The 14,437-nt window shown below is 64.6% G+C and carries 14 protein-coding genes and 1 tRNA gene; 6 read left to right on the forward strand and 9 right to left on the reverse strand.

What is annotated here, in order from left to right:
* Positions 1 to 487 precede the first annotated feature (487 nt).
* Entirely contained in the window at positions 488 to 1,771 is a 1,284-nt protein-coding gene (locus N5096_RS06740; RefSeq protein ID WP_267663550.1) for a protein kinase family protein, read from the forward strand.
* A 115-nt stretch (positions 1,772 to 1,886) separates the two neighbouring features.
* On the opposite strand, the gene N5096_RS06745 is transcribed toward N5096_RS06740, so the two are convergent.
* On the reverse strand, positions 1,887 to 2,213 hold the full coding sequence (locus tag N5096_RS06745; RefSeq protein WP_267663551.1) for a restriction endonuclease: 327 nt from the start codon (positions 2,211 to 2,213) through the stop codon (positions 1,887 to 1,889).
* Positions 2,214 to 2,419: 206 nt separating this feature from the next.
* Positions 2,420 to 2,494 (reverse strand) — tRNA-Arg (locus N5096_RS06750).
* 212 nt (positions 2,495 to 2,706) lie between these two features.
* Between N5096_RS06750 and N5096_RS06755 the strand changes: the two genes are divergently transcribed.
* The gene (locus tag N5096_RS06755; RefSeq protein WP_267663553.1) at positions 2,707 to 3,309 is read left to right on the forward strand and encodes an RAD55 family ATPase; all 603 of its coding nucleotides are present in this window, start codon (positions 2,707 to 2,709) and stop codon (positions 3,307 to 3,309) included.
* A 43-nt stretch (positions 3,310 to 3,352) separates the two neighbouring features.
* Positions 3,353 to 3,775 carry a CoA-binding protein gene (locus tag N5096_RS06760; protein WP_267663554.1) on the forward strand — a complete coding sequence of 141 codons (423 nt, stop codon included), beginning with the start codon at positions 3,353 to 3,355 and terminating at the stop codon, positions 3,773 to 3,775.
* Positions 3,776 to 3,803: 28 nt separating this feature from the next.
* Here N5096_RS06760 and N5096_RS06765 read toward each other — a convergent pair whose 3' ends face one another.
* On the reverse strand, positions 3,804 to 4,784 hold the full coding sequence (locus tag N5096_RS06765) for a PLP-dependent cysteine synthase family protein (RefSeq protein ID WP_267663555.1): 981 nt from the start codon (positions 4,782 to 4,784) through the stop codon (positions 3,804 to 3,806).
* Between the two features lie 166 nt (positions 4,785 to 4,950).
* Here N5096_RS06765 and thrS point away from each other — a divergent pair, with 166 nt between their 5' ends.
* Positions 4,951 to 6,927 carry a threonine--tRNA ligase gene (gene thrS / locus N5096_RS06770; RefSeq protein ID WP_267663557.1) on the forward strand — a complete coding sequence of 659 codons (1,977 nt, stop codon included), beginning with the start codon at positions 4,951 to 4,953 and terminating at the stop codon, positions 6,925 to 6,927.
* 87 nt (positions 6,928 to 7,014) lie between these two features.
* On the opposite strand, the gene N5096_RS06775 is transcribed toward thrS, so the two are convergent.
* The 4 genes from N5096_RS06775 to N5096_RS06790 form a co-directional block, all read right to left on the reverse strand.
* Complete coding sequence (locus N5096_RS06775) at positions 7,015 to 8,226, reverse strand: sensor histidine kinase (protein ID WP_267663558.1); 1,212 nt, start codon at positions 8,224 to 8,226, stop codon at positions 7,015 to 7,017.
* A gap of 111 nt (positions 8,227 to 8,337) precedes the next feature.
* Positions 8,338 to 9,612, reverse strand: coding sequence for an RNA-guided endonuclease InsQ/TnpB family protein (locus tag N5096_RS06780; protein ID WP_267663559.1), 1,275 nt, complete (start codon positions 9,610 to 9,612; stop codon positions 8,338 to 8,340).
* A complete protein-coding gene (gene tnpA, locus N5096_RS06785) occupies positions 9,609 to 9,989 on the reverse strand; it encodes an IS200/IS605-like element ISHla16 family transposase (RefSeq protein ID WP_058826911.1) in 381 nt (126 codons plus the stop codon). Before tnpA ends, N5096_RS06780 begins: the two co-directional genes overlap by 4 nt.
* A gap of 51 nt (positions 9,990 to 10,040) precedes the next feature.
* A complete protein-coding gene (locus tag N5096_RS06790) occupies positions 10,041 to 10,409 on the reverse strand; it encodes a PAS domain-containing protein (protein WP_267663560.1) in 369 nt (122 codons plus the stop codon).
* A 131-nt stretch (positions 10,410 to 10,540) separates the two neighbouring features.
* On the opposite strand from N5096_RS06790, the gene N5096_RS06795 reads away from it, so the two are divergent.
* Both N5096_RS06795 and N5096_RS06800 read left to right on the forward strand, forming a co-directional pair.
* Positions 10,541 to 11,707, forward strand: a complete 1,167-nt coding sequence (locus tag N5096_RS06795) for a pyridoxal-phosphate-dependent aminotransferase family protein (RefSeq protein WP_267663561.1) — start codon at positions 10,541 to 10,543, stop codon at positions 11,705 to 11,707.
* A gap of 161 nt (positions 11,708 to 11,868) precedes the next feature.
* A complete protein-coding gene (locus N5096_RS06800) occupies positions 11,869 to 12,591 on the forward strand; it encodes a class I SAM-dependent methyltransferase (protein WP_267663562.1) in 723 nt (240 codons plus the stop codon).
* A gap of 228 nt (positions 12,592 to 12,819) precedes the next feature.
* On the opposite strand, the gene N5096_RS06805 is transcribed toward N5096_RS06800, so the two are convergent.
* Positions 12,820 to 13,560 (reverse strand): SDR family oxidoreductase, encoded by a 741-nt coding sequence (locus N5096_RS06805; RefSeq protein ID WP_267663563.1) that lies wholly within the window; start codon positions 13,558 to 13,560, stop codon positions 12,820 to 12,822.
* 108 nt (positions 13,561 to 13,668) lie between these two features.
* Positions 13,669 to 14,430, reverse strand: coding sequence for a response regulator receiver protein (locus N5096_RS16335; RefSeq protein WP_267663564.1), 762 nt, complete (start codon positions 14,428 to 14,430; stop codon positions 13,669 to 13,671).
* Positions 14,431 to 14,437: the final 7 nt, after the last annotated feature.

Raw genomic sequence — 14,437 nt, forward strand, 5'->3', positions numbered from 1 at the left:
TGCTTGTAGCGTTCACCGAACCATCACAGATCAGATACGGTACGGGGGCGTCTATGCCTGTGAGATTAAAATCAGAACACGACGATTAGTGCCCCCTTCGGTTGACTCAGATCGATATCGGGTGCGACACTCCCAACAGTGGAATGATATCCAAAAACCGCGCTTAACAGCGTCCATGCCGGATCGAAGGTTATTATGAAAGTTGCGCTGTTTCACTGCCTGAACGAAGAGCATTATCTGCAGGTGCAAATTTGAGCGGAACATATAATATCAATCTGATTTTAATTATGAATATATGGATTCGAATGGCACCCGCTGTGCGGTCGCCAATCTAGTCCCCCGTCGACCCCCTCTGGAACTCATCAAGCGAGACGGTGTCTGGGCTGTTCGCGAGTATTATGACTTGGGCGAGCAACCGGAACAAGGTGTCACTCGGTTCAGCACACACGCAAAACGGACCGACGCCATGCGAGTTGGGCAAGAACGAATGGAGGAACGACAGCACCCCTTTCTACTCCGGTGGGAAAGTCAGAACAACGTTGGTGGGATGTACTGGAATCAAGAGTTTGAGACGTTGTCCGTGCGGTTCAGTGAGCTGCTCAGTAGCTGGACGGTGAAAGCGGAGCCGGACGGCATTGTGCTCTCGGTGAACAGTTCTGATTCAGAGGCGCTCTCAACGAGCAAACAGATGCTGGAGGAGTACAATTTCAAGCGAGTGGTGTGCTACTCAACATCCGGTGATAAGCGAGTCGCGCACAAACACCGATTCGTGCGGAACGAGATTGCCGACTACGGCGTACGGTTCAACAGAGAACAGATACCGAAGTCCGCCGAGACGCCGGCTGAGTCCTCCGACACCGACACCAACCAGCCAGCAACGTCCGGAGACGTGGCGATCACCGAGGATGACGGAGGAGACGATGACGAACAGACACGGGATGTAACAGGAGTCCACAGCTCGTTCGTGGCAACCGTTCCGGACCTGACGGAGCTTCGAGAGATTGATACTGACGGCGTCGCTCACGTGTATGCGGTGCCGTGGGACGACACGACGGCCCGTGCCTTGATTTTGAGCCCGGAGTACGCGGACGAACAGCAAGCAGTGAACACGTTCGCCACAGTAGTGTCTGATTGGCTCGCGCTGGCCACACACGACAACGTCGTGAAGGTGTTTGAGAGCGACGCGGATCCGGGAACGTGGATAATCTACGACGCTGACTACCCGCGCTTGTCGACAGTCGTGGATGATCTCTCCGTTGTAGAGCAGATGAGCGTTCTCTTGCAGTTGGGTGATATCGCTACTGTCGCACAGCGAGAAGGAATCCATAGTACGGGACTAACCCCGCGTCGTGTCTGCGTCACTAAAGACAGTTCATCCGGAGCAAAGATGAGTTCGAACGACACGGCTCTTGAGGTGAAACTGACCGGATTAGGGCTGCGTGACCGTGTTTCCAGAGCGGTTGGGGATAGCGATCCGACGCGGTTTACTCCGCCAGAACTGCTCAACGGCGGAACGGTGCAGCCGACGACTCCCGTCTACCGGCTCGGCGCAATCGCGTACTATTTTCTCACGGGCAGCCCCCCCTACTACGCCTGCTCCCCAACTGCGGGCTCACTCTCAGAAGCTTCTATTACTCCTCCCAATGCGATCACGGATATCCCGATTCGTGTGAGTCAGTGTATAATGCAGGCATTACACGAGAACCCACGCCAACGATACCAGACCGGCAAGACGTTCGTCAGAGAACTCATAAATCTTGTAGAACAATAGCCTATCCTACCCAGAGAGAACCCGTTACAATTGAATCAGTGGTATTGTTCCTGAGACAACAGCACGTCATCGAACACGTCTCACGCCTTCTATACCGTGGTTTTGATCATGTCGTTTAGACATTATAGTAGATTGGCCTTCTCGAAATGGAGGAATGATACTGCTGCTCTGAGAGTACATCTTTAAATCCGCGGAGGGTGCGGGCGCCGACGGTGTTTCCAGTAGCATATTGTTTCGCTTGTACGCCGAGCCGTGCGTGAAACAATTCTCTATCGATGACGGCGTGAATATCGATTCCACCGTCGCCACGGAACGGCGTTAATTCGAGTTCACGAGTCGGCTTTGCACGCTCTATCACCATTTTACAGAGTTGCTTGAACTGCTCGTGGTCGATCTGTAGCCCCTTACCGAGCAGTTCCTCTTTCGCCGTCGATGCTTTCATTCAAGATCGACGTTTGCACCGCTGGACAAAAACCCTCCTGCCAGAGCAACCGGTACGTTACCCCGACTCGGTCACGTGTATTTCATGAACCGCACGAAGGCGGCGACCCCCGTCACGCTACATGACGAACTCAAACTCGTCACTGGGGGGTTGGATTATATACACCCGGCTGCCGTCATGCCAATTTGCCCCGTCAGAAATCCTGATGGGCGCTGCAGGATTTGAACCCGCGACAGCTTGGTCCGAAGCCAAGCACTCTATCCAGACTGAGCTAAGCGCCCGTACCGCATGATACCCCGCTATACGTTTTAAGTCCCGCGGTTCGGAAGCGCTCGCCGGACACCGTCGACGGTCGTCGAATCGGTGCCAGCCAGCGATCAAAAAGAATATTATCGGGAGCGAGCATGTGTTTCGTAGTAGATGTGTCTTGGTCGTACGGCCTGGCGGCCGAACGAGCGGCCCGAGTTCTCCCTGTCGTCTCTGAGGTACGCCTATGTATGACCTGAGGCCACACTTCGACGAGGAGATCGACCCTGGAACGAACATCCTCCTCACCGGTCCGCCGCTGACGGGCAAGCGATCCATGATGATGGACGTGTTGGCCGAAGGGACCGACCGCGGCAACGGCGCGATCGTCGTCACCACGAAGGACGGCGCCGACCGCGTGCTAAAGGACTACGAGAAGCGGACCCCGTACGACGGGAAACCGGTCGCCGTCGTCGACTGCGTCACGCGCCAGCAGGGCGTCAGCGACGCCCGCGAGTCTGACCGGATCAAGTACGCCTCCTCGCCGGTGGACATGACGGGGATCGGGATCAAGCTCTCGGAGTTCCTGCAGGCGTTCGGGGACCGCGGCATCGAGGAGAACCGCGTGATGGTCCACTCGCTGTCGACGCTGCTGATGTACTCGGACCTCCAGACGGTGTTCCGGTTCCTCCACGTGTTCACCGGGCGCATCCAGAGCGTGAACGGGCTGGGGCTGTTCAGCATCGACTCGACCTCCCACGACGACCAGGCGATGAACACGATCAAACAGCTCTTCGACGGCGTCATCACGCTCTCCGAGGACGACGAGCCCGAGATCCGGCTGGCGTGAGGCCGGCGGGCGTTTTAATCCACGCGACGGCGTACACACGAGCATGCCCGTTACCGACGACCAGGGACTCGACCGACTGCTCGGCGCCGAGACGATCGCCGTCGTCGGCTGCTCGACGACGGCCGGAAAGGCTGCCCACGACGTGCCGGCGTATCTCCAGCGACACGGCTACCGGATCGTCCCGGTGAACCCGTTCGCCGACGAGGTCCTCGGCGAACCCGCGTTCGACGCCCTCGCGGACGTCGACGCTGAAATCGACCTGGTGAACGTGTTCCGTCCGAGCGAGGAGGTCCCGGAGATCCTTGAGGAGGTTCGCGAGCGGCACGCGGAGCGCAGCGACGCCGGCGCGGCGTGGCTCCAGCTCGGGATCAGCCACGACGAGGCGGCCGCGGCCGCGGAGGCCGACGGGATCGAGGTGGTCCAGAACAAATGCATGAAGGTCGAACACGGTCGCCTCCGCGATTAGGTGGGCGTCGTCACCGCGGGCGTTCCGCTTAGCCCTCCCACTCCTCGAACGAGCGGTACACGCCCTTCGAGAGATAGCGTTCGGCGGAGTCGCAGAAGATGGTGGCGACGGTGTCGTGGGGGGCGTCCGCGTCGCCGTCGCGGATCTCGCGGGCGACCCGCTTGGCGGCGATCGCGTTCGCGGCCGCGGAAGAGGCGACGAGATGGCCCTCCTCGCTCGCGAGCCGACCCATCTCCTCGTGGACCTCGCGGTCGGGGACGGCGAGAATGTCGTCGACGAGGTCGGGGTCGAACAGCTCGTTGCGCTCGATGTCGTGGGTCCCGATTCCCTCCGTCTTGTACGCCTCGTGCTCGACCTCCTCGCCGAGGAACTCGCGGTACGCGGAGCCGGCGGGCTCGACCGCGACGACGCGGGTGTCGGGGTCGCGCTCGCGGAAGTAGCGGGCCACGCCCATCAGCGTCCCGCCGGTGCCGCAGCCGGCGACCACGGCGCCGACCTCCCCGTCCAGCGCCCCGTCGATCTCGGGGGCGGTGGTTTCGTAGTGCGCCTCGGCGTTGAGCGGGTTCGAGAACTGCTGGGGGACGACCGCGTCGTCGAGCTCGTCGGCGATCTCGCGCGCGCGGTCGATGGCGAACCCCATCCCGTCCTCGCTGGGGGTGTTGACCACCTCCGCGCCGAGCGCGCGCATGAGCTGTTGTTTCTCCACCGAGAACCGCTCAGGGACGACGAAGACGGCGTCCAGCCCGAGCTGCTTGGCCGCGACCGCCAGCCCGATCCCGGTGTTGCCGGCGGTCGGCTCCACGACGGTGCCGCCCTCGCCGACGTCGCCGCGCTCGAGCATGCGTTCGAGCATGTGCTTCCCGATGCGGTCCTTGACGCTCGCGCCGGGGTTGAACGACTCCAGTTTCGCGTACACCGGCACCGCGTCCGGCGAGTCGTGGACTCGGACGAGCGGCGTTTCCCCGATCGTCTCCAACACTGACGACAGGGGCTCCCGATGACTCGTCATGTTCCCGCAATCGTTGCCGCCCCTTTTGCGTGTTTCCATGGCCGCATCCGCGTCCTCCTGTCGTCGGCGACGGCGGACGTTGCCGCGACCCGGGAGGGAACCGCCCGGATCGGGACCGACCGCGTCGGCGGGCAGGCGCGGTCCGGACCGGGGATCGAACAAACTTATGCCCCTCGTCCGGTTCCGAAGAGGTATGAGCGAGACCGATGCGCAGGCCGACGTGACGGTCGTCCTTCCGGACGGATCAGAGCTGGACGTTCCGCCGGGGGCGACAGTCGAGGACGTCGCCTTCGAGATCGGCCCCGGGCTCGGTCGCGACACCGTGGCAGGGAAGATCGACGGCGAACTCGTCGAGAAGCACGCTGCGGTCCACGACGGCGCGCGGATCGAGATCGTCACCGACCAGTCCGACGAGTACCTGACGGTGTTGCGCCACTCCGCGGCCCACGTGTTCGCGCAGGCCCTCCAGCGGCTTCATCCGGCGGCCACCCTCACCATCGGCCCCCCGACCGACGACGGCTTCTACTACGACGTGACCGACGTCGACCTCGACGAGGACGACCTCGACGCCATCGAAGACGAGATGGAGGCGATCATCGAGGCGGACTACGACATCGAGCGCGAGGTCCGTTCCAGCGAGGAGGCCAAAGAGATCTACGCCGACAACGAGTACAAGCGGCAGATCCTCGACGAGGAGGCCGACGACGAGGAGGTCACCTTCTACGCCCAAGACGACTGGCGGGACCTCTGTCGAGGCCCCCACGTCGAGTCGACCGGCGAGGTCGGCGCGGCGGCCCTCCTCGAGGTCTCCGCGGCCTACTGGCGCGGCGACGAGGACAACGACACGCTCACCCGCGTCTACGGCACGGCGTTCGCCTCCGAGTCCGACCTCGAGGAACACCTCGAACTGCGCGAGGAGGCGCTGGAGCGCGACCACCGGAAGATCGGCCAGGAGATGAACCTCTTTTCGATCCCGACGGTGACTGGGCCGGGCCTCCCGCTGTACCATCCGCCGGGCAAGACCGTGCTCCGCGAGCTCTCGGACTTCGCGAACGAGCTCAACCGCGAGAACGGCTACGAGGAGGTCGAGACGCCGCACGTGTTCCGGACCGAGCTGTGGAAGAAGTCCGGCCACTACGAGAACTACAAGGACGACATGTTCCTCCTCGACGTCAACGACGAGGAGTACGGGCTCAAGCCGATGAACTGCCCGGGCCACGCGACCATCTTCGACCAGCAGTCGTGGTCGTACCGCGACCTCCCGCAGCGCTACTTCGAGAACGGGAAGGTGTATCGGAAGGAGCAGCGCGGCGAGCTCTCCGGGCTCTCGCGCGTCTGGTCGTTCACCATCGACGACGGGCACCTGTTCGTCCGGCCCGACCAGATCCGACAGGAGATCGAGTCGGTCATCGAGATGATCTTCGAGGTCGTCGAGACGCTCGATTTGGACGTCGAAGTCGCCCTAGCGACTCGTCCCGACAAGTCCGTGGGCGGCGACGAGATCTGGGAATCCGCCGAGGAGCAGCTCCGCGACGTGCTCGAGTCGGGCGGCTACGACTACGACGTCGAGCCCGGCGACGGCGCCTTCTACGGCCCGAAGATCGACTTCGGCTTCGAAGACGCCCTCGGCCGGGTCTGGGACGGCCCCACCGTCCAGCTCGACTTCAACATGCCCGAGCGGTTCGATCTCACTTACACGGGCGAAGACAACGAGGACCACGAGCCGGTGATGATCCACCGCGCGCTGTACGGGAGCTACGAGCGCTTCTTCATGGTGCTCATCGAGCACTTCGACGGGGACTTCCCGCTGTGGCTCGCGCCCGAGCAGGTCCGCATCCTCCCGGTCTCCGACGAGACGCTCGGCTACGCCCACCGCGTGAAAAACGCGCTTGAGGACGTCGGCCTCCGCGTCGAGGTTGAGGACCGCGACTGGACGGTCGGCCGCAAGATCCGGGCCGGCCACGACGACCGGCTCCCGTACATGGTGATCGTCGGCGACGACGAGCAGGAGGCGGGCACCGTCTCTGTGCGCGACCGCTTCGAGAACCAGCGCGGCGACGTCGACCTCGACGCCTTCGTCGACCACCTCGTCGCCGAGCGCGACGAGAAGCGGACGGAGCCGGACTTCGTCGACGCCGATTAACCTGAGCCGCGGAACGCCTGACGACGGGGCGACCAGACCCGTCCCGTCGGGTCATCGCCTCCTTCGTCGCCCCGTTAGATCGGCCTTTCAGGCCGGTTCGACGCCCGCGAACTCGAAGCGTGCGCCGCCGTCGGCGGACTCGACGAGCGAGACCTCCCACCCGTGCGCGCCGGCGATCTCCTCGACGATGCTCAGGCCGAACCCGGTCCCTCCGCTCGTAGTGGTGTATCCCATTTCGAACACTTGCTCCCGGTCCGCGGTCGGGACGCCCGGGCCGTCGTCGGCCACGTAGAATCCGCTCCGATCGGTCAACGCCCCGACGGTAACGGCGACGCCGTCGCCGTCGATCCCCTCACCGTCCGGGCTCCCGCTGCTGGCGGAGCCGTGTTCCGCGCTGTTCCTGAAGAGGTTCTCCAGTAGCTGCCGTAGTCGCGTCCGATCGGCCATGATCCGGAGTCCGCCGCTCGTCGCCCGCAGCCCGCTCTCGCCGGTCTCGGCGGTCGACCACGCGTCAGAGGCGACGTCGTCGAGATCGACGACCTCCAACTCGTCGACGGGGAGGCCCTCCCGGGCCATCACGAGGAGGTCTTCGATGAGCGCCTCGATACGGTCGAGCGACCGCTCGATCGGCGGGACGTGTTCGCTGTCGCAGTCGGCGGCGAGGAGGTCGACTCGACCCATCGCGGTGTTGAGGGGGTTCCGGAGGTCGTGGCTCACCACGCTCGCGAACCGGTCGAGCCGGTCGCGCTCACGTTGGAGCTGCGACTGCGCCCGCTGCCGCTCCAGCTCGTAGCTCACCCAACGGGTCAGCAGCTCCACGAACGTCCGTTGAGTGTCGGTGAACCCGTCGGCTCTGGGGTCGACGTCGGCAAAACAGAGCGTTCCGTACCGCTCGCCGGCCACTTCGATCCGCCCGCCGACGTACGACTCGATACCTGACTGCTCGTGGGCGGGGTCGTCGTCCCATCCCTCGTCGGCCGCGTTCACAATGGTTAGCAGGCTGTCGAGATCGACAGTTCGTTTGCAGTACGCTTGCTCCAGCGGACAGCTCTGTCCCGCTTGGAGCTCCGGGTGGTCAGCGTGCGATATCTCGACGTACTGCGTTCCCGCCTCGATTCGGGTGAGCAACCCGTTCGGCATCGAGAGATACTCGCAGCTCAGTTCCAGTATCGCCTCGACCTTCTCCTCGAACGATCGCCCCTGGTCTGACGACACCGCGTACAGCTGTTGGATAGCGTGGAGGCTCTCCTGTCGGCGCTGTTCCAGCTCTCGCTGTCCCGTGATGTCGCGCAGGTACACGGAAAGCCCGCTCGCTGACGGGAACGCCCGTACGTCGAACCACGTCTCTAGCGGTTCGTATTGACATCCTCCCCGCGCTAAAGCGCGAGGATTCCTCCGTTGGGGGTTCGGCTACCGACCCACGGAGGCAACTTGCGGGTTTGTGCGCACTTCTTTGAGACTTTCGTGAGGGTGTGGTTTCCCCGACCAGTCGTGGTCGTCCCACTCGAATCGCACGGGCCGTGCCATCGGCCTGATTTCGCTATCGCTGTTTTCCCGAAGGAACGTCTCTGACGCCGTGAGGTCGGCGTGCCCCTCGAAGCCACATGGACACGTCAGCGTAGTCTCGTGGCGAACCGTCTCCTCGTGGTCGCCACACTCGGGACATGTCTGACTCGTCCACGCTTCCGACTCGGCTTCGAGAGAGATACCGTACTCCTCACAGACACACGCGAGACGGTGGATGAACTTCTTGAACGCCCAGAAGTTGTGCGTCTTCTCGTTCACCCTGACCGACCAGTGCGTTTCCAGCACGTCGGTCAAGTCGCCCACGTACACCGTCGCCACGGCCTCGTCGTACAGCCGTTCAACGAGGTCACGTACCAGCGCGTTCTGTGCGTGGTCACGGCGCTTCGTCCGCTGTCGGTACAGCCGTCGAATCCGATTCGAGGAGTAGCGCCCCTCACGGAGTTTTGACTGTAGGCGGGCGATCTCGTCAGTCGTCTCGCGGAACCGTCCGAACAACTCGCGTCCATCGTAGAGGTACTGGTTCCCAGTAGTCGTGGAACAGGCGACGAGATTGTTTGCACCAACGTCGAGGGCGGCTTCGTGAGAAGCCAGTGGTGAATCCAGCCGAGAATCAGGTACGGTGACTGGTTGAAAAGCCCTGAACGTGTTGCTAACCTCGTCGTACTCAAGTTCCAGACGACCCTGTTTGCCATTCCACTTCGGGTTGCCTCGGACTTCGAGGCGGAGTCGTTCGTGGTAGCCGAGTCCGTATTCGTCTTTCAGTTCTTGTCCGACAGAGATTTCGAGACGGCTACGTTTGCCCCACTCAATCGTGTACTGGTTGCATCGGATGTAGGTGCGGAGTTCGCGTCCGTCTTCCTCGTTGCCCCAGTACGACGGTGGGTTGGCGTACTCGCCTTTCTCCTTGAGGGCAAAGAACGACCGCCACGCTTCGCTGTTCTTGCGCGTGACCTGTTGGACAGTCGCGCTTCCGACGACATCGTTGTACTGTCCACGGTACTCAGAGGTGTCCCATACGTCGCCGTCACCGAAGTAGTTCTGACGACGTTCGTAGGTCAGTTCGTTCCACAGGGAGGCAGAGGCGTCGAGTAGCCGTAGAAGACACTCTTTGTCGTTCTCCGTCTGTGGAACCACCTCGAAGGTGTTGACGCGCTTCATTCGTCGCCACCTTCCTGTTCAGCGATGTACTGTTCGACAGCGCCCTTTGAGGCACTACCCGCCGTACCGACGTAGTACGAACGAGTCCACTTCACGCGGTCGTCGTAGCGTTGGTTGTACTTGCGGGCGGAGATACCCTTGACCCAGTTGACGATAAGTGACGGGGCGTTCTTCGGTGGACTCCCGATGAACAGGTGTACGTGGTCGGGCATGACCTCGGATTCGGCCAGTTCGAGGCCCTTGTCCTCACAGATTTCCGCGAAGATGGTTTCGAGACGTTCCTTCGTCTTCCCCGTCAGGTGCGAACGCCGATATTTCGGCACGAACACTATGTGGTAGTAGAGTTCGTATTTCGCGTGACGAGTACTCTTTACCATCTATGCATACTATCACGGTCGGACGGATTAAAGATTGCGTTGGAACCCCGTCTATACCATCGACGGCGGTTGAATACTATTGGTCGGCTTCATCCCCGCCCTGAAGGGCGAGGCTTTCGCCTCGAATTTTCCGTAAGAGTCGAACGAGACCGGCTCCTGGCTCTCCATCGCCTCGTGGTACCTGTCGTAGAACTCCGTGCCGACGGCATCCGGGACCGCCTCCCACAGGTGGACTCCCTTGACCGGCTCACCGTCGTCGAGCGCGTCGTCGGCCACCGCGGACCGGACGACCTCGGTGGCCCGCTCGTTCGCGTACGTGATCCGCCAGTCGGTGTCGAACGCGAGGAACCCGTCGGCCATCCGGTCGAGGATGGTCCGGAAGTCCTCGCCCGACCCCGGGCCGGGGGACAGGTCAGACATGGTTGTCCGTACGGTGACTGCGCTTATAGGTAACGTGGATCCTGATTTGGCCGACCCGAGCGCGAAGCGACTCGGAGGCGTCAGTTGCGCGTTCCGTCGCGTTTTTATTATACCCGAGTTATTTGTCGCGTATGTCGAACCATCCACCGACACTCGACGAACGTCCGCCCGATGTCGGGGAGTTGACACCGCCCGACCGCACGCTGATGGGGCCCGGGCCGAGCGACGTCCACCCGCGAGTGCTCAGGGCGATGAGCACGCCGCTCGTCGGCCACCTCGACGCGTCGTTCGTCCAGATCATGGACGAGGTCCAGGAGCTGCTCCGGTACACGTTTCGGACGGACAACAAGTGGACCATCCCGGTGTCCGGCACCGGCTCGGCGTCGATGGAGGCCGCGATCGGCAACCTCGTGGAGCCGGGCGACACGATGCTCGTCCCGACGAACGGCTACTTCGGCGGGCGGATGCGGTCGATGGCCGAGCGCGCCGGCGGCGACGTCGTCGAGGTCGACGCGCCGTGGGGCGAGCCCCTCGACCCGGTCGAGGTCGAGCGCGCGTTCGACGAACACCAGCCGGACGTGTTCGGTTTCGTCCACGCCGAGACGTCGACGGGCGTCCGCCAGCCCGACGTGCCCGCCCTGACCGACATCGCCCACGAGCACGACGCGTACGTGATCGCCGACTGCGTCACCTCGCTGGGCGGTGTCGAGATGCGCGTCGACGAGTGGGACGTCGACGCCGCCTACTCCGCCCCGCAGAAGTGCCTCTCGTGCCCGCCCGGCGCGAGCCCCCTGACGCTCAACGACCGCGCGATGGACAAGGTGCTCTCCCGCGAGGAGCCCGCCCGCTCGTGGTACCTCGACCTCTCGCTCCTCGAGGGGTACTGGGGAGACGACCGCGCGTACCACCACACCGCCCCGATCACGAACGTGTACGCGCTCCGCGAGGCCCTCCGGCTCGTCGCCGAGGAGGGGATCGAGGAGCGGTGGGACCGCCACCGCGCGGTCGCCGGCGAGCTGAAGGCCGGCCTCCGGGACTTGGACCTCGAAATGAACGCCGCCGAGGAGTGCTGGCTCCCGAGCCTGAACGCCGTGCGCGTCCCTGACGGCGTCGACGACGGCGCCGTCATCGACCGCCTCCTCGAGGCGTACGACCTGGAGGTCGCCTCCGGCCTGGGCGACCTCGAAGGCGACATCTGGCGGATCGGCTGCATGGGTCGCTCCGCCAGCCGGAAGAACGTCGAGTACCTGCTGGCCGCGCTGGAGAACGCACTGGCTGAGCAAGGATACGAGGCCTGAGTCGCTTCTGAGCGGTCGGTCACCGGGCTTCTGAGCGGTCGGTCACCGGGCTTCTGAGCGGTCGGTCACCGACCGGACGGTCCCGCGCCCGATCCCCCGGGTCCGGAACGCGGTACCGCCCCTCACGCGGATTTTTCACGGTCGGCGACGGGCCTTTCGGTATGTCCGACGCTTTCGGCCGTGCGATCCGCGATCACTTCCGCGGCGAGCGGGACGAGCCCCTCCTGCACCGGGACGGCGGCGAGACGGTCGAACACCCGATCGAGGCGTTCTACTTCGCCGACTTCGACCCGAGCGAGGACGCGGCCCACGAGTGGCTGGCGTCGTGGCTGCGGGGGCCGCTCGTCGACCTCGGCGCCGGCACCGGGCGACACGCCCTGTACTTCCAGGAGCGGTTCGAGACGGTGGCGATCGAGCCGAGCCCCGCCCTGGTCGAGACGATGCGGGACCGCGGCGTCGACGACGCCCGCGAGGGCGACATGTTCGGGTTGCGGGAGACGTTCCCGCGCGACCGGTTCGGCTCGGCACTCGCGAACGGCACCCAGGTCGGGCTCGCGGGGTCGATGCGAGGGCTCACCGAGTTCCTCGGCGACCTCGCGCACGTGACGACGCCGGACGCGACCGCCGTCGTCGACTGTTACGACCCGACGCACCCGGCGACGGCCGAGCTCGTCGGCTACCGGGACGACCCGACGCCGGGGCTCGCGCACCGCGTCATGTTCTTCGAGTACGAGGGGGAGACGAACCCGGTCCTCCAGCTCCGACTGTTCAGCCCCGGCCGACTCCGCGAGGCCGCCGTCGGGACCGACTGGGAGGTCGCGGACGTCGTCCGCGGCGACGAGGGGAACGAGTACCACTACCGCGCCGCGCTGCGGAAGCGGTAGGCCGCGGAGGGGGCTGCGAGTCGGCGACGTCGCGGAACCGTCGCCGCATTTATAAACTCGCCCGAGCGTCCACCCGGTATGGGCGACCCCGCCTGCGACCGCCGGTTCTGCCCCGAGTGCGACCTCGCCGTCACGCGGACGGACGACGTCTGTCCCGACTGCGGCGCCCCGGTCGACGGGGGCGAGGAGTGAGTTCCGAGGCGTCGCCGCCGGCCCTCGCTGGCTCCCTCACGACAGCGTGTCGCCGAACTTGTCCCGGCGGAAGAGGTCGATCTCCTGCGCCGACGACCCCCGGCGCGTGGCCGCGAACGCGATCGCCTCGGCGACCTCCTCGGGCTCGGTCGCCGTCCCGGGCTCGAACCGCTCCTCGAACGGCTCGCCGTCCTCGCTGCCGAACTCCGTGCGCACCTCGGAGGGGTTCACCACCGAGACGGCGACGCCCTCGTCGCCAACCTGGGCCGCGACGCTGTGCGCGAAGCCGCGCACCCACCACTTCGTCGCGGCGTACACCGGATTGAACGAGCGCGGGTACTCCCCCGCGAAGCTCCCGACCACGACGAGCGTCCCCTCGCTCTCTTTTAAATATGGGAGCGCCTCCCGCGTGAGGAAGAAGGTCCCGTCGACGTTCGTCTCCTGCATCGCGAAGTACTCCTCGTCAGTCATCGTCGCCACGTCGCTGCCGCGGCCGATCCCCGCGTTGGAGACGACGACGTCGAGCCCGCCGAACCGGTTGACGACCGCCTCGACCGCCGCCTCGCTCGTCGCCCGGTCGCGGACGTCGCCGTCGACGACCAGCGCGCTCGCGTCGTACTCGGCCTCCAGGTCGTCCGCCAGCGACTCCAGCGCTTCGCGTCGCCGGGCCAGCAGCGCGACGTTCGCGCCGCGGGACGCCAGCGCGTGCGCGGTCGCCTCGCCGATTCCGGAGCTCGCGCCCGTCACCAGTGCCGTCGCGTCGTCGAGAGGTGGCATACGTGGCTCGTCGGCGAGGCCACTCATAAAAGGTGGCGTCGGGGAAGCCGCGAGCGCGGTCGCCGGCCTCCGATCCGACCCGGTAGGTCGGCGTCGGGTACTGACCCATTATTTGTACGAGGTGATCGACTGGTGGCTCGGATCCGCCCGCATGTCGACGTGACCGCAGTTGACGCACCGCCACACGTACGCCCCAAGCTGTGCCACCGGATCCCGGCCGTCTATCGGCTCGTTCCAGTCCAGGCCGCACCGCGAGCACTCGTCGGGTCGGTACTTGGCTTCGATCGACGCGTCGCTCTCGCCGTCGGGGACGTCTTCGACCGTGAACCCGCGGAGAACGGCGTGGACGTCCTCGTCGGTCATCCGCTCTCGGAGCCGGTTCAACGGGTCCTGTAACCGCTCCGCTCGGTCCCGGAGCCGACCGTATCGCTCGTCGTTCTCGGGGTCGCCGTCGGTGCGCCACTCGCGCGTCGCGATCGCGACCGTGGTCCGGTAGTACAGGTCGAGCAGCAGGTGGTAGTTCGCGCGGTGGAACAGCGTCTCGACGCACTCGGCGAGGTCCGGCTCGAACACCGGCCGTTCGAGTTCGCGGTCGCACGACGGGTCAGGCTCCGCGCGTGACCGTCCTCGGATCCCGAGCACCCGACAGTGAGGGGCCGTCGATTCGACCCGTTCGGAGACCGGTTCGGCACCGCCCTCACCGAACGAGAGGTCGAGCACGAGGACCGCGACGCCGGCGTCGAACGCGTCGGCGAACTGCGACCTCGTCAGCGTCTGCCGGACCTCGCGGTCGTCCAGCCAGAGCTCGTAGAGATCCGCCCTCGTCCTGTTCGATTCGCAGACCACGACCGCCGACGCGGGGAACTCCACGGGACTC

It is taken from the genome of Halorubrum yunnanense, assembly GCF_026586675.1.
Taxonomy (GTDB): Archaea; Halobacteriota; Halobacteria; order Halobacteriales; family Haloferacaceae; genus Halorubrum; species Halorubrum yunnanense.